Genomic DNA, 19,673 nt, shown 5'->3' with positions numbered 1-19,673 from the left:
ACGACCGACGAGATGATGAACCTTCGCTCGCTCGTGGAGAACGCCCCCGGACGCGGCTCTTCTGCGCGAGATGATCGGCTTTGCAGCCCAGCGTGAGGCAGAGCTTGACGTGCTCGCCTATATGAGCTTCCCGCCACAGCACCGCGCCAAGCTGCACTCGACCAATCCAATCCAGAGGGTCAATGGCGAGATCAAGCGCCGTACCGAAGTCGTCGGCATCTTCTCAAACGAAGACGTCATCGGCCTCTCGTCGGTGCGATCCTGCTCGAGCAGAACGACGAGTGTGCCGTCCAGCGCGCCCGCTACATGACTCTGGAACCCATCGCGCCGTTGAGCGACGATCCCATCGTCGGCCTGCCCGCCTTGGCAGGCTGATCAGCTCGGCCCACACCGGAATAAACCCGGTGACATTCCATGCCAGCTACACCACTCTAGGGAACACGATCGGGCGTCACAACGCCTCGGACCTGTGATTCACTGCTTCGCCTGAACGCTGAGTGCGACGCTGTTCCCTATGACATGGCGGGCTTGAAAGAGGAGGTGGTAGCCGAGCGCGTTAAAGGGGGGAGGGAGAGATTGCGGCGGAACTGGCAGTCGCTGCTGCGAGGGCCATGAAGACAGCGTGCTCATGGCGCGGACCTTCGGGGAGCTAGAGGCCGACGCCACCGGGGACGAGCTGTCCGCCAAGCCAGCCGCGGCCAGTACGACGACCGTCCGCGGGTTTACGCGCAAGCCTGCCGAGCACCAAACGTTCCCGAGGCATCTACCGCGCGAGCGGGTTGCGATCGATCCGCCGTCAGCGCGCGAGTGCTCCGGCGGCAATCGCCTGCGTAAGATCGGCGAGGACGTGACGCGGATGCTTGAGGCAGTGCCGCGGGCAGTGGAAGATTGTCGAGACAGTGCGGGAAAAGTTCTCCTGCCGTGACTGCGAGAAGATCAGCCACGCGCCGGCGCCGTTCCACGCCGTGGCGCGGGGATGGACTGGCCCGAGCTTATTGGCCATGATCATGCTCGAGAAGTTCGGCCAGCATCAGCCCTTGAACCGCCAAGCCTACTGTTACGCCTGGAAAGGCCCGATCCCCTGTCGACCCATGGCGGATGCCGTCGGATCGCTCTGCGCGTCACAGGAACCACTGCAGCGCCTGGTCGAAGTCCATGTTCTGTCAGCGTCGAGGAGAACGCGCGACGCAAGGCTTCCGGCAAAAGAGAGATCTAGCTCTTGCCGATCGCGATCGGATCGTGCGACGAATCGATGCTTTGTTCGGATCGAACGATCCATTAATGGCAGCAGCGCCGAGAGGCGCGTTCAGATGCGGCAAGCGCTGAGCCGGCCCCTGATCGAGGGCCTGCAGGTCTACATGCGCGACCAACTCTCCAGACTGTCCCGCGGTCACGGCCTCACCAAGGCTTTCAACTACATCCTCAAGGTAAGCCTCCGGTGAGGGCCGCCTTGCGTCGGAGCTGATGCTTGTTGAAGCGATAGGACTTGCTCTGGAGCTAGTCCTATGGCCAGTACAGAAGTGGAAGTGATCACGTCGGAGCGGCGACGGCGGCATTGGTCGCGGGCGGACAAGGAGCGCGTCGCCGCTGCGGCGTTGCAGCCGGGCACGACGATCCTGGGAGTGGCGCGAGCGCTCCGCGTACATTCGCCAGGTGTTCCGCTGGCGCTAGCAGCTGTGCGGGAAGGAGACGCCGCCCAGCTTTGCCGCCGTGACCATCGCCGCCGATCCGCGCGCGGCAGCAGCCTGCATGCAGGGGCTGATCGAAGTCGAGATCGGGACCGAGACGAAGATCCGGATCAGCGGTACGGCGGATGTCGCGACGGTGACGGCAGCGATCGCGGCACTCCGGGCGGGCTCACGATAACGATTCCGATCCCCTCCGGCACCCAGGTCTGGCTGGCGACCGACCATACCGACATTCACAAGGGCTTCGATGGTCCGGCGCTGCTAGCCCAGGAGACCTTGAAGGGCGATTCGCATGGCGGCCATCTGTTGTGTTCCGCGGTCGCAGCGGCAGCTTGATCAAGGCGTTGTGGCACGACGGCCAGGGCATGTGCTTGTTCGCCAAGCGGCTGGACCGCGGCCGCTTCATCTGGCCACAGGCTGTGGACGGAGCTGTGACGATCACGTCGGCCCAGCTCGGCTATCTGCTCGAAGGCATCGACTGGCGGCATCCGCAGCGGACGTGGCGCCCGGAAGCTGTGGGTTGAGCGAGAAAACGTAACGGCACTGATGCGTGCCGGGCGGAGCTGTGATTCCATCCTTGACCATGATCACAGCCGATTCGCTCCCCGATGATGTCGCGACGCTGAAGGCGCTGGTGCTCGCCGGCCAGGCGGCGCAGCTTGCAGCAGAATCCAAGGCGCGCAATCTCGAAGCCGAGGTCCGCGCCCGCACGCTGCTGATCGAGCAGATGAAGTTCACGATCGCCAGGCTCAAGCACGAGCAGTACGGGCCGTGGCCCGAGCACTTGCCGCGCGAGCGCATCGTGTATCCTGCACCAGCCCATTGCCCGTGCTGCGGCGGCGACAGACTGCGCAAGATCAGCGAGGGCCTCACGGAGACGCTGGAGCTCGTGCCACGGCGAGGCGCGCGAGCAGGCGCGGTCCGGCGCGCCCGCGGGAGATCGGATGAAATGGCGCCGACGGCTGACTGATCGCCTCGCAGTTCCGCAGGCCTGGCTCGCCGACGTCCTTGCCAAGCTGCCCAATCATCCGGCCAGCTAGGTCGCCGATCTGCTGCCCTGGAGATGGCAGGTCGCCCAGACGTAGGCCGCCGCCTGACTGAACCGTTCAGGCCGTCAAAACCGGTTGCGCAGCCTGTGGTCTTGACCGGATGCGTACTAGCCACCACGATTGCTAGGAATGACAGCGAATCACACCGGGCATCCCTGAGTAATCCTTAATGTTGAAAAGATTCACGCCCTCTCAGGAGTTGGAGCATCCGGCAACCCTGAGTGGTTCATCGTGTACTAAACTAGACCTTCGCAGATTCATCACGTCGATGCCAAGAATGTCGGAGGACCGAGGGCTATTATGCGTGCTGTGCTCGCTGGAAATCACGCAGCTTGCCAGTGGAGCCAGCTGCATGACGTGACAGATTTCCGATCCATCCTGGATGGATAAAATCTAGCGTGTGCTATTCATTAACTCACATAAATAAGCGCGCAAAATCGGTTGCCATAATGAACCGCAGTCCTCAGTCGCCACGTTTCGCTTACGCATCGGCTCTTGTTAGGCGCCTCCGACGCGGAGGGGTAGAATCTCGACAATCCGTCGGAGATATCTAGATGGAATGTGTTTCGAAGCGCTCACTCGCAATCACTCCGGGGTCATCGAGCATGTCATGAAGAGTGCTAAGAGATTGCCAAACTTGCTTGTTGCCGACGTTTGTGATGAACTTGCCCACTTGTTCAGAAATACAGCGCGAGGGAGCGCCGGGAAAGATGTTATGTCAATCCTCAAGAATAACGTCTTTTGTTCAAAAGTGAGGCCGAAGAGAGAGAGGCAATGCAGTTGCTTGGCAGCGCGAGAAATCATCGGTTCGTGGTCTCCCGACGGCGTACAGGCTTTGGTGATTGCCTATGGTCGCTAGCGGCAGCTTGGCGTTTTGCAAAGCAGACAGGGCGGACGTTGGTGATTGATTGGCGAGGGTCTTGTTATCTCGACGAACCATTCACTAACGCCTTTTCAGTCTTCTTTGAGCCGGTCGAAGAAATCGCGGGTGTGCGTGTGATTTGCGACGACTCAATCGCTGAGTTTTCGTTTCCTGGGCCATTCTTTCCCGAATGGTGGAATAAACCGGCCTTAGATTGCGTCTATCGTCCGGACGAGCAGATTTTTCAGGAGCGAGATCAGCTCGATCAGCTGTTCCAAAGTCAGCAGGATATAGAGGCTAGCACGGTAGTGTGTGATGCTTGTCTGATGTGGCGCTGCGATCAAGAGGCCGAACGTATCATCTTTCGGAGCATAAAGCCACGAATCGAGATTCAGGCAAAAATTGACGCCATTTTTCGTACGCAGCTGGAGCCGTACAGCGTAATCGGTATACATGTCCGGCATGGAAATGGCGAGGATATCATGGGGCATGCTCCCTACTGGGTCGACCCGGAGCGGGCTTTTAGGCAGGTATGTAGTGCTATTGATAGCGCTAGGAGGTTAGCTTACGCAAGGCCAGTTATGGTTTTCCTATGCACGGACAGCCCGGTCATTTTGGAAAAAGTCTTGAGCACTTTTCCCGATGTTTACACCATTCCAAAGCGCTTCCAAGCGCCTCAGACCGGCCCCTTGCATAACTCCGCGCTCGGATTCGGTGGAGGCTCTTCCGCCCTTATCGAGATGTATCTCCTTGCGCGTTGTGACACCGTGATTCGATTTCCGCCGACGAGTGCCTTCACACGCTATGCACGTCTCTTTGTCCCACGCATTATAGAATTCGATTTGGACGATCCCGGTCGATTGATTTTGATTGAAGAAGACCCGCAGTAGCTCGTGGCGCCTTGAAAGTCGTGTCTCTGCTCAGCATTCTGAGTTGCGTGGTTTTCACGCAGCCGTAGGGTGAATTTGTTTCGATGTGAAATTATCTTCTTACCCTTGTTTCGATTAAAGCTAAGGACGCTCGAGGATGATTTGCGTGGGATCATTCAGCAAGCTGGCCGGCATTTTGCGTCGCTAACTGGATCGGCGAAAGAAGCGCCACTGGTGGTTTCCACATAATTGGCAGATATCAGACGAGCTTGCCGAAACGCTCGACTAGGTTCTGTACTCATAAATGGATTCCGTTAGCTGACGAACTGTGATTCACTCCCCTTAGGTGATTTGGGGGTGGACATGGCGCGGTTTGACCTGAGCGATCGAGAATGGACTTTGATCAAGCCCTTGCTGACGAATAAGCCACGCGGTGTCGGTCGGGTCGACGACCGGCGGGTTCTCAACGGCATCTTCTATGTGCTGCGGACAGGCTCGCCCTGGCGAGATCTTCCGGAACGCTATGGCCCTTACACGACGGTTTATAACCGCTTTAACCGCTGGGCCAAGGCAGGCGTTTGGGTCCAGATTTGCGAGGTGTTGGCAGCTCGCTCGCCGCAGTCGATGGCGCTGATCGACGAGAACGGACTGCCGGTCCGGCTGATGCTAACCCCCCGGGGCAGGCCCACGATCTGCGTGCCGCGCCATTTCTGCTCCAAGGGCTCAAATGCCGTGATGTTGTGGCCGACCGTGGTTACGACGCCGATACCCTCCTGCACATGATCAGAGCCCGCGGAGCTAGGGCTCATATTCCTTCCACCAGCCAGCGAGTGGTCGAACGCTCCGTCAGCCGCCGCATCTACGCAAGCGCAATCTGGTTGAACGCTTATTCTGCAAGCTTAAGCATTTCAGGCGCATCGCGACACGCTTCGACAAGCTCGCTCCCAACTTTCTCGCGCAGTCGCACTCGGCTCAACCCGCCTCTGGACCAGGGCTTATGAGTCCACGCCCTAGTCCTATGGCCAGTACAGAAGTGGAAGTGATCACGTCGGAGCGGCGACGGCGGCATTGGTCGCGGGCTGAAAAGGAGCGCATCGTCGCTGCAGCGTTGCAGCCGGGTGCGACGATCCTGGGCGTGGCGCGCGCGTTTGGTGTGCATTCGAGCCAGGTGTTCCGCTGGCGCCAGCAGCTGTGCGGCGAGAAGGCTGCCGTGCCCGGCTTCGCCGCTGTGACGATTGCAGCCGATCCCGATCTTCACGCAGCGGCAGCTCCGCCTCAGGGGCTGATCGAGGTCGAGATCGGGACTGGTACGAAGATCCGGATCAGCGGCACGGTGGATGCCGCGACGGTGACGGCGGTGATCGCGGCACTCCGGGCGGGCTCACGATGACGATCCCGATCCCCTCCGGCACCCAGGTCTGGCTGGCGACGGGCCATACCGACATGCGCAAGGGCTTCGACGGTCTGGCGCTGCTGGTCCTGGAGACCTTGAAGCGCGATCCACATGGTGGCCATCTGTTCGTGTTCCGCGGCCGCAGCGGCAGCCTGATCAAGGTGCTGTGGCACGACGGCCAGGGCATGTGCCTGTTCGCCAAGCGGCTGGAGCGCAACCGCTTCATCTGGCCACAGGCTGTGGACGGAGCCATGACGATCACGCCGGCCCAGCTCGGCTATCTGCTCGAAGGCATCGACTGGCGGCATCCGCAGCGGACGTGGCGCCCGGAAGCTGTGGGTTGAGCGCTCGAACGTAACGGCACTGATGCGTACCGGGCGGAGCTGTGATTCCATCTCCTGCGATGATCACAGACGATTCGCTCCCCGATGATGTCGCGACGCTGAAGGCGTTGGTTCGCGCCGGCCGTGCCGCGCTCACCGAAGCGACGGCAGCCCAGCTCGCGGCAGAAGCCAAGGCGCGCAATCTCGAAGCCGAGGTTCGCGCCCGCGCGCTGCTGATCGAGCAGATGAAGTTCACGATCGCCAGGCTCAAGCACGAGCAGTACGGGCCGTCGTCGGAGCGCGCGTCGGTGCTCGATCAGCTCGAGCTCGAACTCGCCGATCTCGAGGAAGATGCTGCCGAGGCTGAGGCTGCTGCACAGATGGCAGCCGAGCGGGCCAAGGCAGAGAAGGTCGACGTGAAGCAGTTCGAGCGCCGGCGCCCGGCACGGCGGCCGCTGCCCGAGCACTTGCCTCACGAGCGCATCGTGCATCCTGCACCGGCCCATTGCCCGTGCTGCGGCGGCGATCGGCTGCGCAAGATCGGCGAGGACGTGACGGAGACGCTGGAGCTCGTGCTACGGCAGTGGAAGGTGATCCAGCATGTGCGCGAGAAGTTCTCCTGCCGCGCCTGCGAGGCGATCACGCAGCCGCCCGCGCCATTCCATCCGATCTCACGCGGGCGCGCCGGACCGAGTCTGCTCGCGCACATCCTGTTCGCCAAATACGGATTGCATTTGCCGCTCACTCGGCAGAGCGGAACTTACGCGCATGAGGGCGTGGCGCTCGACGTCTCGACGCTGGCCGACTGGGTCGGTGCGGCGGCTGCGACGTTGATGCCGCTGGTCGAGGCGATCAAGGCGCATGTCCTCATTGCCGAGCGCATCCATGCCGACGATACCACGGTGCCGGTTCTGGCCAAGGGCAAGACGCGCACGGGGCGCGTCTGGACGTATGTTCGCGACGACCGTCCCTTTGCCGGGCACGCGCCGCCAGCCGCCTTGTTCTTCTACTCGCCCGACCGCACCGGCGCGCATCCCGAGACGCATCTCGCCGGCTATGCCGGACCGATGCAGGCGGACGCCTATGCCGGCTTCAACCGGCTCTACGAGGCCTCGCGCAAGCCGGGCCCGATCATCGAGGTCGGCTGCTGGGCGCATGCGCGGCGCAAGTTCTTCGAGATCGCGCGGCTGAAGAAGGCGCCGATCGCAATCGAAGCGATCGCGAAGATCGACACGCTGTTTGCGATCGAACGCGAGATCAACGGGCTTCCGGCCCACGAACGCAACGCCGTACGCAACGCACGCAGCCGTCCGCTCGTCAACGAGCTCCACGACTTCCTGCGTGAACGCCGTACCAAGCTGTCCGGCAAGAGCGAGACTGCCAAGGCGATCGACTATAGCCTCAAGCGCTGGGAGGTGTTCACGCGCTTCATCGACGACGGCCGACTGTGCCCCTGGGACGGAAGAACCGTTGAGCTTCAGCCGGGCAACGAGATCAAGCGCAGACGAGCGCATATTTCGCAATGGCTGAGCTCGACCGTCGATCCAAGCCATGATCGCCTTCTTCGACGATCACCATGGGACGCATAGGATAAAGCAGACTTGCAAGGTCTTGTCATTCGCTCTCTCGAGCCACCACTTCCATGTGGACAAGAGACGCCTCCCGGCTAGCTGTAGGCTCGCACACGGCAGGATGCGGCTATCACAATTCGGCGCGCGCCGCATAGTGGGCTGGCGGGTCTCGCGCACGGCGTATGCGATCTTCTTGCTCGATGCGGTGGAGCAGGCACAGCATGATCGACGCCGATTCATCGCGGCCGGCTCATGCACTACAGCGAGAGGAGTATTCAATACGTACAATCTGACGCAACACGCGATTCTCCTCGCTCCCATTTCCAACATGTTGCGCCGACGTCACAGCAATTTGCGATCGAAATGATAGATGAACTGCCTAAATGGCACCAAAAGGAACCATTACGGATGAAGAGACTTTTGATTCTGGCCGCAAGCAGCGGCACGATCATCGTGACCGCTCCTGCGTTCGGTGCAGACATCATCGAGCAGTTCGCCAAGATGAAGGCCTTCCGGCCGGTGGCAACTCAGATCGTCGACTGGTCTGGCTACTATTTAGGTATCAAATGGCGGTTGGGGCACTAGCCGCAATTGCCGGGATTTGAATGCCGGCACGGTCTCTCGCCCCGACGGCTGTCATAAATCGACTGCCGGTACTATAGGCGGTCAGCTCGGCTACCGTTGGCATATCTCGCAAATGGCCTACGGTATAGAGGCTGAGGGTAACTGGGCGGACTTTCGCGGGTCCAATGTCAGCGCCAGCATGCCAAACGACAGCATAGGCACCAACACGGATTCGTACGGTCTACTTACCGGCCACATAGTCTATGCGTACAATACCGTATTGCTTTATGCTAAGGAGGGGGGGGCCGCCGTGACCCACAACACTTATTACGTGGATACGGCGTCTGCCGGCACCGAGAACGCCAACGACTTTGACGTACGCTGGAGAAGTGCGCTGGGGGCTGGTGCAGAATTCCGCCTTAATCCGCAATGGTCAGCTGGTATCGAATATAACCACTTATTTGAAGAACAGCAATGTTAGCTTCCCACCGCTCTCGCGCACAGATCGTACCCAGCAGGGGCACGATATCTTCATGGTACGATCAATTACAAACTTGAGCCTGCGCTCTCTGAGTAATTCACACGCGCGATAAAAACACAAAAACATGGACAACCATCGGCGCCCGGCTGCACAGACCGAGATCGCCAAAGTAACGGCTCCGCGCGCTTCGATCCACGTTACCATAAGCTAGACTGCATTCATTATTCTAACATCATCACGGATGTACTGATGGTGTTCGGAGGGCCCCGGCGCACTTTCCACAATTGGAAAAGTGCGTCGGCGTGCCTTAGTCCGCCAAGTTATGCTCTGGGGTAAACGCCACTTGAAAATGTTTTAGTTCATGCTGAAGACTAAACGCGCTTGCAATTCCGTTACTCCATCTGCGTTACATCGATGCGACACCACGCCTCTGGTCACAATTAGCTAGCGCGCGCATATGCCTCGACGGGGCGCCTCGGCAGGTCCTTGATGCGATAACAGGCGCTGACGCTCTTACCCACCATCAATGACAAGACAATGCTGTGGCCTAGACCGGGCCGATAGCGGGGGTGGCCGGCTCCCTACGCACGTTAGTCTCCGTCAATTTTCTCCCCTAAGACGCGATTAATCGCCGTCCACATAACATGGCCATAGACGACACGATAACCATCATCACACCACCGCAGAACCAAAACTCGATATTGGTATGCGAAGATCACGTCGCATAACCCGTCTTCTCATTTAAGATTCGCCGATGGAAGCTGCAAAATCTAGATCTTCCATCCGCTCCTGATGGAGCGCTCTCCAGACTTCTCAGTAAATCCGCCTGCATTGCAACACCTGCCCACTGAAATTGTCCTCAGTTGAAGACTGATCGAGGCGATCTGAATAGAATAGAACATTGTCATGCGGGCAACATCTTGACAGTTTTGCTACCCGGAATTGTAGCATCAGATACCGAAAACTCCATCTCCGCGCTCTGTGGAGAATTGATTGCGTGGCCAGCCAGTAAGCACGTTCGGGATTTTTTGGGTCTCTATCATCCATTTGGTCAGCAGTCGGCACAACCCATGTTGAAGATCTGCGTTGGCCGGCCGTCGCTGCCGACGTCGACGCCGATGCCCCCCGAGCGAGACGATGCGCCCTTGCTACGCACCTTTATACAGGTGACGTCGATACACAGACGCGCCCCTCGATTGGGCGGCTGAGGAACACTTGACCTTGTCGCATATCTCGCCGCGCTACAGGCTAACTTAGCTGTTGAAGATGCCGATAATGCTCATTACCCGTATTAGGCCCCCGACCCAAAGTTCGTGACGTCCTAGACATGAGTTGCCTCAAGTGCGGTGAGCGCCCTCTCGGTGGTCGTTTCCCGGGGCGTGGTTTAACTCGGTAGAGTAAAGCCGTCCGCCCGCGCGCTCCCTCATAGCGCTGTAGCGGGTGGACTGCTTTGCGGTGGTCACCGGCGATTGCCCGGTAGGGTCGGGTTGTTGACACCAACCTGAATCGAGGAACCACCGATGACCGACGAGATGATGAACCTTCACGCGCTCGTGCAGAAGGCTCCGGACACGGATCGTCTGCGCGAGATGATCGGCTTTGCAGCCCAGCAGTTGATGGAGATGGAAGTCGCCGGGCTGAGCTGAGCATCCTATGGCGAGAAGAGCTCCGAGGGTCTGGCGCAGCGCAACGGTTACAGTGAGCGGACCAGAGAGACGCGCCGGCACGGTCGAGCTGCGCATCCCCAAGCTGCGCAAAAAAGGCCACTTCCCGGGCTCCTGGAGCCGCGCCGGATGGTTGAGAAGGCGCTGACAGGAGGCCTACGTCCAGGGCGTCTCGACCCGCCCGGTCGACGACCTCGTGCAGGCGATGGGGATGAGCGGCATCTCCAAGAGCCTGGTGAGCCGGCTCAGCGGCGAGATCGCCAACAAGAGCCTGCCCCCCCCGCGAAGGCTGGGGTGAAGGCCTTCCTCACTCGTCCGATCGAAGGCGACTGGCCGTATCCGTGGTTCGACGCCACCTACGTGAAGGTGCGGCAGAACGGGCGCATTGTCTCGATCGCGGTGATCGTCCCGATTGGCGTCAACAGCGACGGCCGGCGCGAGGCGCTCGGCATGGACCTCGGCCCATCCGAGGCCGAGACGTTCTGGACCGCATCCCTGCGCAAGCTCGCCGCCGCGGTTTACGTGGCGCGAAGCACGTGATCTCGGATGCTCACCAGGGCATTAAGGCCACCGTCGCCTAGGTGCTCAATGCCACCTGGCAGCGTTGTCGCGTTCACTTCATGCGCAACGCTCTCGCTCATGCCGGTAAGAGCGGGCGCCGCGTGGTTTCCGCCGTCATCGCCACGGCCTTCGCCCCGCACGACGCCGAGGCAGCCAAGGCGCAATGGCGCAAGATCGCCGACCAGATCCGTCCCGACGTGCCCAAGCTCGCAGCCCTCATGGATGAGGTCGAGCCTGACGTGCTCGCCTATATGAGCTTCCCGGCACAGCCACGCGCCAAGCTGCACTCGACCAATCCAATCGAGAGGGGCAATGGCGAGATCAAGCGCCGCACCGCGGTCGTCGGCACCTTCCCAAACGAGGATGCAATCGTCCGTCTCGTCTGCGCCATCCTGCTCGAACAGAACGACGAGTGGGCCGTCCAGCGCGCCCGCTACATGACGCTGTAAACTATCGCGCCTTTGAGCGATGATATTATTGCCGGCCTGCCCACCGTGGCAGGCTGACCAGCTCGGCTCCGCACCGGAATGCCCCCCCGGTGACACACCATGCCAGCTACACTACTCCATGGGACACGATCTATTGATCGTGTCGTTTGCAAACAAATGTCGCGCTTGCGGCTGTAAATGCCACGAGGCGGACAATGCCTCCTCGTCGCAGTAGCTTCAGCTGTTACGCCAGTTTTCGCTATGCACGGAGCGTGTACTCACCGAGTCTGAACGCGGTTTAGGACTCCCTTAAAGGTAAGCGGACTGGGTTTATCTAACGTGAACGCATCCTCGTAGGCAGATGCTGCGGGCAATTGTCAGAGGGAGCGTTGAGGGGCTCGGGGAGAGTCTGGGGTGCCCACGGAGAGCGGTATGAGGAGGAATATTGGACAGAGCGGCCGCTTGAGAGCTCCAGCAGAGAGCAGGAGATTCGTATGTGAACTTACTCTGTAAGACATTGTGATCCGGCAAAAATCGTTTCTGACGGTGGCCCCTGAGATAAAACGAGCTGCCGATGGATTGATTCTCGGAATGCTTCGAAGGCCTGCCCGACCCGTGCGCGGATAAGGCGCTGCACGATCCTAAAAGGGTTCTACTTACCATTAATGCAGATTCGTTTATTTGGACAGCCAAGGAGGTCGTTCAATGTAATCGTCTAGGAAGCGGACGCTGCATCATAGAGTTCAAGAGTGTAGCCGATACCGCGAACAGTCCGAATTCTGAGCGTTGCTCGAGCGTGGGTCAGATGCGCACGCAAACGATAGATCCCAACCTCAAGCGCATTAGTCGAGACCTCATCATCGAAGGCGTATATGCTGTCCTCAAGTGCGCTTCGAGGTACGGTGCGACCCGCCCGCTGAAGTAAATGCTCCAAAATGCAAACCTCTCGTCGTGCCATTCTCAGGCAACGGCCGCCGACTGAAACCTGTCTTGCTATTGGATCGAAACGTAGATTTCCATAACTCAATACAGGATCTGCTATCTGTGTTGATCTGCGTAGAATGGCACGCATACGCGCGATTAGTTCGTCGGTGGAAAACGGCTTTGACAAAAAGTCATCCGCACCCGCATTGAGTGTCTCAATCCTCTTGCCAATATCGCCGACAGTGCTCGTTGCTATTATAGGCATCGAAAGAGATGCACTTCGCAGATGTCGTATCCAGTTAAGACTGTTTCCGTCTGGCAGAAGCAATTCGATAATTAGAATGTGGTAGGTAGCGCATGGGAGTGCCGCCGCCGCGTCATCCAAGGTTGGCACTAAATCCACGGCAAATCCGCAGTGCAAAAGCGCTCTTTGTGCTTTGCCGGCGAAGCTGGTCTGATTGTCAATGAGAAGAACCCGCATTGCGTTACCTTTTAATGCATCCGTACCAAGATCGTTACGATAGGCTGCGAACTTGCTGAGCTGATGTAGGAAAGCAGTTATGTGTTGTGTGTTTTGAGCACCTCAGAAGCAGCGATATTTGGTAAGTGCAGTCGGTGATTTACCGAGGACAGGTCTGCGGGCGAGGCGTGCCATCGGTGCGCCTGAGCAAAGCAAGAGATCACCTCGGTATGACCTCGCGAGTCGTCAGAGAGTTCGTCAGAGTAAAAAGCCGACCGGGGTCTCTCAGCGAATTCAGGCTGAAGACGTGCTCGAATTCGCGAGCGACAAGCACTCAGTAAGCGAGGAAATCGGCGCGGACTAGTGATTGAGGTTGATGCCCCGATTGCGCATGTTGTGGGGGCGCGGCTATGCGAACGGGGGCAAGCTTTGGGAACGGCGAAACGTTGCTGGCGGGGTAGATGCCGGCGGCGTCGCGCGATGATCCTGAGTGATCTGATTGATCTGTACATTGCGTACCTCGACGACGATCTCCCGGCCAGAGATGCGATTCGCGTCGGAAGGGACACTACGCGTGAACTGCGACTGCAAGTCGTGCGATCCTTCAAAGTGCGGGTGCAAGCACGGTCATGTGCTCAGAAACTCGTCCGAGATCCTACAATATGCCGCAATGTAAGATTCAAGTACTTTGACGTCCAATATACCGCGTGTACTGGACGGCGTCGCCGCGCCGTTTGAAGTGGGCTAAGAAGGGCGAACACTATAATTGCTACCAAGAGAGGAAGCCTATGACGCCAAGATTTGGTAATTGACAAGCGCGGAGGGGCATCATCTAGGGGAAATGTTGGGGCTTTCTGAGGTTCACACTCCCTCTATCCAGAGGGATTGCACCGAACCGGCGACGTTGGTGGGCTCGATCGGATTAATTAAATGCAGCGTCGAACGACGCGGTGGAGAAGCTCATGCGACGCAGCAGGTCGGTCTTAATCTCATGCTGGAGGGCTTGCAGCTCGACAGCCCTTAACATCGCTGAGCGGCAACCGCGGGCCACCGCGCCGTGGCAGAATCGGCGTTGTCATGAGAAGACTGTTGCGACGAAGGCGGACAACATGCGCCGTCGCTGTAGCGGGCAGCACGTCGCGCGTGAAACGGGCGCGGCAACGTTGAGAGACGCGGGCCGCGCAATAGATCTGCACGTCTTCAAGCTGCGCAATAGCTCTTATTGCACCCGACCTGCTTCTGCAGCGCCGCATCACCTAGAGAATCGTGTCCCATGGAGTAGTGTAGCTGGCATGGTGTGTCACCGGGGGGGCATTCCGGTGCGGAGCCGAGCTGGTCAGCCTGCCACGGTGGGCAGGCCGGCAATAATATCATCGCTCAAAGGCGCGATAGTTTACAGCGTCATGTAGCGGGCGCGCTGGACGGCCCACTCGTCGTTCTGTTCGAGCAGGATGGCGCAGACGAGACGGACGATTGCATCCTCGTTTGGGAAGGTGCCGACGACCGCGGTGCGGCGCTTGATCTCGCCATTGCCCCTCTCGATTGGATTGGTCGAGTGCAGCTTGGCGCGTGGCTGTGCCGGGAAGCTCATATAGGCGAGCACGTCAGGCTCGACCTCATCCATGAGGGCTGCGAGCTTGGGCACGTCGGGACGGATCTGGTCGGCGATCTTGCGCCATTGCGCCTTGGCTGCCTCGGCGTCGTGCGGGGCGAAGGCCGTGGCGATGACGGCGGAAACCACGCGGCGCCCGCTCTTACCGGCATGAGCGAGAGCGTTGCGCATGAAGTGAACGCGACAACGCTGCCAGGTGGCATTGAGCACCTAGGCGACGGTGGCCTTAATGCCCTGGTGAGCATCCGAGATCACGTGCTTCGCGCCACGTAAACCGCGGCGGCGAGCTTGCGCAGGGATGCGGTCCAGAACGTCTCGGCCTCGGATGGGCCGAGGTCCATGCCGAGCGCCTCGCGCCGGCCGTCGCTGTTGACGCCAATCGGGACGATCACCGCGATCGAGACAATGCGCCCGTTCTGCCGCACCTTCACGTAGGTGGCGTCGAACCACGGATACGGCCAGTCGCCTTCGATCGGACGAGTGAGGAAGGCCTTCACCCCAGCCTTCGCGGGGGGGGGCAGGCTCTTGTTGGCGATCTCGCCGCTGAGCCGGCTCACCAGGCTCTTGGAGATGCCGCTCATCCCCATCGCCTGCACGAGGTCGTCGACCGGGCGGGTCGAGACGCCCTGGACGTAGGCCTCCTGTCAGCGCCTTCTCAACCATCCGGCGCGGCTCCAGGAGCCCGGGAAGTGGCCTTTTTTGCGCAGCTTGGGGATGCGCAGCTCGACCGTGCCGGCGCGTCTCTCTGGTCCGCTCACTGTAACCGTTGCGCTGCGCCAGACCCTCGGAGCTCTTCTCGCCATAGGATGCTCAGCTCAGCCCGGCGACTTCCATCTCCATCAACTGCTGGGCTGCAAAGCCGATCATCTCGCGCAGACGATCCGTGTCCGGAGCCTTCTGCACGAGCGCGCGAAGGTTCATCATCTCGTCGGTCATCGGTGGTTCCTCGATTCAGGTTGGTGTCAACAACCCGACCCTACCGGGCAATCGCCGGTGACCACCGCAAAGCAGTCCACCCGCTACAGCGCTATGAGGGAGCGCGCGGGCGGACGGCTTTACTCTACCGAGTTAAACCACGCCCCGGGAAACGACCGCACTGCCTGGCTGTTGCCAAAACCTACCGGGTCGCGAGTAGAATCTTGGGCTTCTCATCCTTAGAACATCGACGCCGCCGACCTATCTCGACCACTTCAATTGGCCCGATCCGGGCACTTTCCTTAAATCTGTCAAATAAACGACAGTTCGAAGCACCAATACCAAAATGCCAAGATGGCGCTCGGCGTAGGAGTACCTCCCTGACGCTCAATTAGGACTAAAAGAGGGCGCGCAGTCGCAATGCGGGAACGCCCCCCCCAATTGCTGTCCAAAACGTCATGAGGCTGGCGCTCCGGCTGCTTACTTCCATTGCTGAAACTGTATGAGCGTCGTGGGAAATTAGAAGCCGAGAGCTAAGTTCGGTGGGGATAGACGTCACGCAGGCCAACCGGCGGAAGATGTGAAAAGACGGATAACTTGCGGCCAAGCAAGCAGCTAGCGAACGCCATGCAGGATGGTGCATTTAGAGGATCTCCCGGAAAGGATGCGAAGGCGCGGTCCAGCGGCAAGTTGCATCTGTCTGACTAGCCTTTGTCCGATCAACTTATCTACGAATCCGGATTCTGTACTGCCAATCACAAGGATCCGCGAGGAGACTCGCGGGGCTCCATCAGGGCATCCTACCGCCCGAACGGACGCGGCGCTAGATACATGCTAAATTCGAGGTGCATAGCGTCGTTCATCCGACGTCCGTCATCCGCCGACAACGGCACGAGCAATGCATCCAGCCACATCAACTCATCCGAGCCTCCTCTAGTGCAAAGTCACTCATCCGCGCGCGAACTCTGCTCCTTATGATTCCCCATGTCCAGTGCATCCAGTGCGCCGTCGAGGTACCGAATAAGTTTTTCATCCCATCCCGCAAGGTTGTGATGCTCACTCAAACGTGTGAGGACCTGAAGTATCAATGAGACCGTGGTATCAACCCCTCCAATCTCTGTGAGCAGCGCCCGTGCACGCCTTGCTATAGCCTGTGTAGCACGGCTGCGCGTGCTCTCACCGCGCTCCATGCAGGCACGCAAGTCCGCACGAACCTGTCGCCATTTCTCCTCCCGTTCAGCGCGATTAGCACAGTTGCAGCGATTCGACGATCGCTGCTTAACTTGACGCGACATCGCACCTAATTTTGCGGGAATCTGATCGACGGTAACGTCCGCAGTTTCTTGTGTGGTAATATTGCGCAACAAATCTCGCATTACGGTTGCCTGCGTTACTTGGCGATCCATTTTTTCCAGATTAGCCCGCAGCAGTTCTATGAGAGAAGCTCCTTCGATTGCTCTCCGGATCTCCGGGAGGGAGAAGCCAAGATCACGCAGCGCGCGGATTTGGTACAGGCGCTGAAGACTGTCGCTGTCATATAAGCGATGTCCGCCATCGGTTCGTTCTGAAACCGTTAACAAATTCATTTGCTCATAGTGCCGCAACGATCGAACTGTGATTCCAGTCGCGCGCGCAAGTTCGCCGATACGCCACCGTCGCGTACGTCCGAAGGTTTTAGACATCATCGTCACTTTGGGGGCTGCACCTTGATCTCACGTTGAGGCGAGTCCTTGTATCGCCACAAACCTCGACTTTCGAACCGAAAACGGCGATCTCATCCTCGCGTGTATGGCCAGACAGCAAAGCTGCGATTCAATCGTTAGACAATTAAAGTGCGTGTCATGCAAAATTTTCGGATCGCTTCACGATAAGAACGCGTGCTTGTATCACATCTAGCGTGAAGCGGAGCAGACCGGCCATGGTTCATAGTCAGTGGGGGAGTTCTCCAGCATCGGTCATGGGCCGGTTGAGGCCAGCTTGCAGAGTTGCCTGATCAAGCTCGCCTTCCCACCAGGATACAAATACAGCGGCAACTCCGTTGCCGACGATGTTAGTCAGAGCACGCGCCTCGCTCATGAACTTGTCAATCGAAAACACGATCGCTGCGCCTGGTACGAGCGCTGGGCTGATTGCCGACAACGTTGCAGTGAGCGTAATGAAGCCCGCACCGGTTACGCCGCTGGCGCCCTTCGACGTCAGCATTGCGGCCAGCACGATAGTGAGCTGTTGATCAAAAGTGAGATCAACCCGCAGTGAATGAGCGATAAACATCGTCGTTAGCGTCGTGTAAATGTTGGTGCCATCGAGGTTGAACGAGTAGCCGGCCGGAACTACGAGGCCAATCACGGGCCGCGAGCAGCCAAGACGCTCGAGTTTGTCCATTAAGCGCGGTAATGCGCTTTCGGATGACGATGTGCTGAGCACCAGCAAGAGTTCATCTTTGATGTATAGAATGAACCTAACGATTGAAAATCCAGCGAGTCTCGCAATGAGTCCAAGGACTATGATCAGAAAGAGTGCAGCCGTAACGTAAAAAAGCGCGATCAGGCCGACTAAACTACCGAGAACCGCCGGCCCGAACTTCCCGATTGTGAACGACATGGCGCCGAATGCGCCAATCGGCGCAGCCTTCATGAGGATGTTGATCGCTCCGAACAGTGAGTGCGCGGTGTCGTCTATAATAACGCGCATGAGCTCTCCACGCTTTCCTAGTGCGAGAAGTGAAAACCCGAATAGCACCGCAAGCAGGAGAACTTGTAGCAGATCGCCACGATAGAAAGCGCCGACGATCGTGTCTGGAATAATGTTCAGAAAGAAATCGACCGCTTTTGAAGCGTTCGCCTGAGGCAGCACATGATTGGCGGCCTCGGTGTCGAGATTTACCGAAAGACCATGGCCTACATTGACTAGATTGCCCATAACGAGGCCTAACAGCAAAGCGAAGCTGGAGACCACCTCGAAGTAAACGAGTGCTTTGACGCCAATCCGCCCGACTTTCTTCGCGTCGTGAACTTTGGCAATACCAGATGTAACTGTGCAAAACACAAGAGGTGCGATCACCATCTTGATCAACTTAATGAAACCGTCACCGAGTGCTTTTACCCAGTCGCTGGCCGCGACGGACGGCCATAGGCAGCCGACCATCGCACCCAAAACTATCGCAATTAGCACTTGAACGTAGAGTATTGTATACCAAGCCCTTGATGCGGGCTCCCTTGATTCCGTGGAGTTCATGAGTCGCGCGTGTCCCAAATGTGCTCGAATGGCAATCGCGCATCCGGCATTGCAATGTGAGCAGCCTGATTCAGCCGTAACCGATTGAACAGAGTTCCGAGAGCGGAACGCCATTTAAAGGAACGGCGTTTTGATTGCGCTATCCTCGTCGGCAAATTAGATGCCAGAGGTCAGCGGTCCCTGAGGACCCGCTCGCAGGCAAGCTGTTGGTCCGCAGGTGGCAATCGGCGTGGCTACTTGGATCATCAGCTCGGGAGGGCTGGCCGAATCCAAGTGCGACAGCTGCCGAGATAGATGCAACAGTACCGCACGATGGTAAAATTGATAATTTAAATTGTTGGTATCGAAGTGATGGAAGTGTGGTGTGGAGACATGAGTCGGTCAGACGAGTAGGCAGCTACTTTTACCAGTGTCTAGTCGTGGAAGGGCGACGCTGTGTGGAGATGTTGCCCTCTCGGGATATGTAAAATGAAGTTCCCTTTGAGTGACGGCGGGACGATCGTGACGCAAACCCGGGCGGCAATCTGGCTATGGCTCAGCACCTGGGCGGGGCTCGGCCACGCAAGAGACAAGCGTATTTGAGCTCCGCGTCAACCGAATTGATGCATTGATCTGATCGGGTCGTTTCCCCGGGCGCGGTTTAGCTGAGTAGAGTAAAGCCGTCCGCCCGCGCGCTCCCCCATGGCGCTGTAGCGGGTGGACTGCTTTGCGGTGATCACCCGCCGTTCCACGCCGTGGCGCGGAGATGGACGGGTCCGAGCTTACTGGCCATGATCATGCTCGAGAAGTTCGGCCAGCACCCAGCGCTTGAACCGCAAGCCTACTGTTACGCCTGGAACGGAATCCGATCCCCTGTCGACCCATGGCGGATGGCATTGGACCGCTCTGCGCGTCACTGGAACCACTGCAGTGCCTGGTCGAAGCCCATGTCCTGCAAGCGTCGAGGAGAACGCGCGGCGCAAGGCTTCCGGCAAAAGAGAGATCCAGTTCTTGCGCCGGCAATCTCAAATAATCCAACCAGCATACGGCTCAAGCCGAGTGCTTACTCAAAAAGAAAACGAAATCGATTAGCTGC

12 protein-coding genes, 7 pseudogenes and 1 other annotated feature are annotated in these 19,673 nt (G+C 58.7%); of the genes and pseudogenes, 15 read left to right on the top strand and 4 right to left on the bottom strand.

Translation table 11 applies throughout. From position 1 onward, the window contains the following. Window positions 1-88: 88 nt before the first annotated feature. From BRAD285_RS05815 to BRAD285_RS05765, 14 genes and pseudogenes are all read left to right on the top strand, one after another. Window positions 89-375 (top strand): annotated as a pseudogene (locus BRAD285_RS05815) (transposase); the annotation flags it as partial. 111 nt (window positions 376-486) lie between these two features. Then, window positions 487-1,427 (top strand): annotated as a pseudogene (locus BRAD285_RS05810) (transposase); the annotation flags it as partial. 78 nt (window positions 1,428-1,505) lie between these two features. Next, entirely contained in the window at window positions 1,506-2,024 is a 519-nt protein-coding gene (locus tag BRAD285_RS36645) for a hypothetical protein (protein ID WP_006613270.1), read from the top strand. Next, on the top strand, window positions 2,021-2,212 hold the full coding sequence (tnpB, locus tag BRAD285_RS36640) for an IS66 family insertion sequence element accessory protein TnpB (RefSeq protein WP_349509741.1): 192 nt from the start codon (window positions 2,021-2,023) through the stop codon (window positions 2,210-2,212). Before BRAD285_RS36645 ends, tnpB (BRAD285_RS36640) begins: the two co-directional genes overlap by 4 nt. 53 nt (window positions 2,213-2,265) lie before the next feature. After that, the gene (locus tag BRAD285_RS05800; RefSeq protein ID WP_371507548.1) at window positions 2,266-2,658 is read left to right on the top strand and encodes a hypothetical protein; all 393 of its coding nucleotides are present in this window, start codon (window positions 2,266-2,268) and stop codon (window positions 2,656-2,658) included. Between the two features lie 853 nt (window positions 2,659-3,511). Further along, on the top strand, window positions 3,512-4,489 hold the full coding sequence (locus BRAD285_RS05795) for a nodulation protein NodZ (protein WP_006613267.1): 978 nt from the start codon (window positions 3,512-3,514) through the stop codon (window positions 4,487-4,489). Between the two features lie 342 nt (window positions 4,490-4,831). Beyond that, window positions 4,832-5,482, top strand: a pseudogene (locus BRAD285_RS05790) (IS5 family transposase). 4 nt (window positions 5,483-5,486) lie between these two features. Next, window positions 5,487-5,858 (top strand): transposase, encoded by a 372-nt coding sequence (locus BRAD285_RS05785; protein ID WP_172889744.1) that lies wholly within the window; start codon window positions 5,487-5,489, stop codon window positions 5,856-5,858. After that, a complete protein-coding gene (gene tnpB, locus BRAD285_RS05780) occupies window positions 5,855-6,205 on the top strand; it encodes an IS66 family insertion sequence element accessory protein TnpB (RefSeq protein WP_087877613.1) in 351 nt (116 codons plus the stop codon). The genes BRAD285_RS05785 and tnpB (BRAD285_RS05780) overlap by 4 nt, the downstream gene beginning before the upstream one ends. A 59-nt stretch (window positions 6,206-6,264) precedes the next feature. Further along, window positions 6,265-7,773, top strand: a complete 1,509-nt coding sequence (locus BRAD285_RS05775; RefSeq protein WP_006615133.1) for an IS66 family transposase — start codon at window positions 6,265-6,267, stop codon at window positions 7,771-7,773. Further along, window positions 7,694-7,810 (top strand) — a sequence feature (AL1L pseudoknot). Its footprint overlaps the gene before it by 80 nt. A gap of 87 nt (window positions 7,811-7,897) precedes the next feature. After that, window positions 7,898-8,040: pseudogene (locus BRAD285_RS36200) on the top strand (IS3 family transposase); the annotation flags it as partial. 123 nt (window positions 8,041-8,163) lie between these two features. Then, window positions 8,164-8,340: a hypothetical protein gene (locus BRAD285_RS35265; protein WP_157681669.1), complete on the top strand. Its 177-nt coding sequence runs from the start codon at window positions 8,164-8,166 to the stop codon at window positions 8,338-8,340. A 16-nt stretch (window positions 8,341-8,356) separates the two neighbouring features. After that, complete coding sequence (locus tag BRAD285_RS05770) at window positions 8,357-8,800, top strand: outer membrane protein (RefSeq protein ID WP_006615135.1); 444 nt, start codon at window positions 8,357-8,359, stop codon at window positions 8,798-8,800. 1,520 nt (window positions 8,801-10,320) lie between these two features. Next, window positions 10,321-11,474 (top strand): annotated as a pseudogene (locus BRAD285_RS05765) (IS256 family transposase). Between the two features lie 694 nt (window positions 11,475-12,168). On the opposite strand, the gene BRAD285_RS05760 reads toward BRAD285_RS05765, so the two are convergent. From BRAD285_RS05760 to dctA, 4 genes and pseudogenes are all read right to left on the bottom strand, one after another. After that, window positions 12,169-12,858: a response regulator transcription factor gene (locus tag BRAD285_RS05760; protein ID WP_006610675.1), complete on the bottom strand. Its 690-nt coding sequence runs from the start codon at window positions 12,856-12,858 to the stop codon at window positions 12,169-12,171. Between the two features lie 1,372 nt (window positions 12,859-14,230). Next, window positions 14,231-15,385: pseudogene (locus BRAD285_RS05755) on the bottom strand (IS256 family transposase). A gap of 923 nt (window positions 15,386-16,308) precedes the next feature. Continuing rightward, window positions 16,309-17,046 carry a MerR family transcriptional regulator gene (locus BRAD285_RS05750; protein WP_139020718.1) on the bottom strand — a complete coding sequence of 246 codons (738 nt, stop codon included), beginning with the start codon at window positions 17,044-17,046 and terminating at the stop codon, window positions 16,309-16,311. A gap of 247 nt (window positions 17,047-17,293) precedes the next feature. After that, window positions 17,294-18,598 carry a C4-dicarboxylate transporter DctA gene (gene dctA / locus BRAD285_RS05745; RefSeq protein WP_035648664.1) on the bottom strand — a complete coding sequence of 435 codons (1,305 nt, stop codon included), beginning with the start codon at window positions 18,596-18,598 and terminating at the stop codon, window positions 17,294-17,296. Between the two features lie 722 nt (window positions 18,599-19,320). Between dctA and BRAD285_RS36195 the strand changes: the two are divergent. Continuing rightward, a pseudogene (locus tag BRAD285_RS36195) lies at window positions 19,321-19,544 on the top strand (IS66 family transposase); the annotation flags it as partial. Window positions 19,545-19,673: the final 129 nt, after the last annotated feature.

Source organism: Bradyrhizobium sp. ORS 285 (assembly GCF_900176205.1).
Lineage (GTDB): Bacteria > Pseudomonadota > Alphaproteobacteria > Rhizobiales > Xanthobacteraceae > Bradyrhizobium.
This window is presented reverse-complemented; position numbering and strand designations above follow the sequence as displayed.

Coding starts and splice junctions, on each gene's coding strand:
- BRAD285_RS36645 (WP_006613270.1), top strand. CDS start 1,506: ATGGCCAGTACAGAAGTGGAAGTGATCACGTCGGAGCGGCGACGGCGG.
- BRAD285_RS05795 (WP_006613267.1), top strand. CDS start 3,512: ATGCAGTTGCTTGGCAGCGCGAGAAATCATCGGTTCGTGGTCTCCCGA.
- BRAD285_RS05785 (WP_172889744.1), top strand. CDS start 5,487: ATGGCCAGTACAGAAGTGGAAGTGATCACGTCGGAGCGGCGACGGCGG.
- tnpB (WP_087877613.1), top strand. CDS start 5,855: ATGACGATCCCGATCCCCTCCGGCACCCAGGTCTGGCTGGCGACGGGC.
- BRAD285_RS05775 (WP_006615133.1), top strand. CDS start 6,265: ATGATCACAGACGATTCGCTCCCCGATGATGTCGCGACGCTGAAGGCG.
- BRAD285_RS35265 (WP_157681669.1), top strand. CDS start 8,164: ATGAAGAGACTTTTGATTCTGGCCGCAAGCAGCGGCACGATCATCGTG.
- BRAD285_RS05760 (WP_006610675.1), bottom strand. CDS start 12,858: ATGCGGGTTCTTCTCATTGACAATCAGACCAGCTTCGCCGGCAAAGCA.
- BRAD285_RS05750 (WP_139020718.1), bottom strand. CDS start 17,046: ATGTCTAAAACCTTCGGACGTACGCGACGGTGGCGTATCGGCGAACTT.
- dctA (WP_035648664.1), bottom strand. CDS start 18,598: ATGAACTCCACGGAATCAAGGGAGCCCGCATCAAGGGCTTGGTATACA.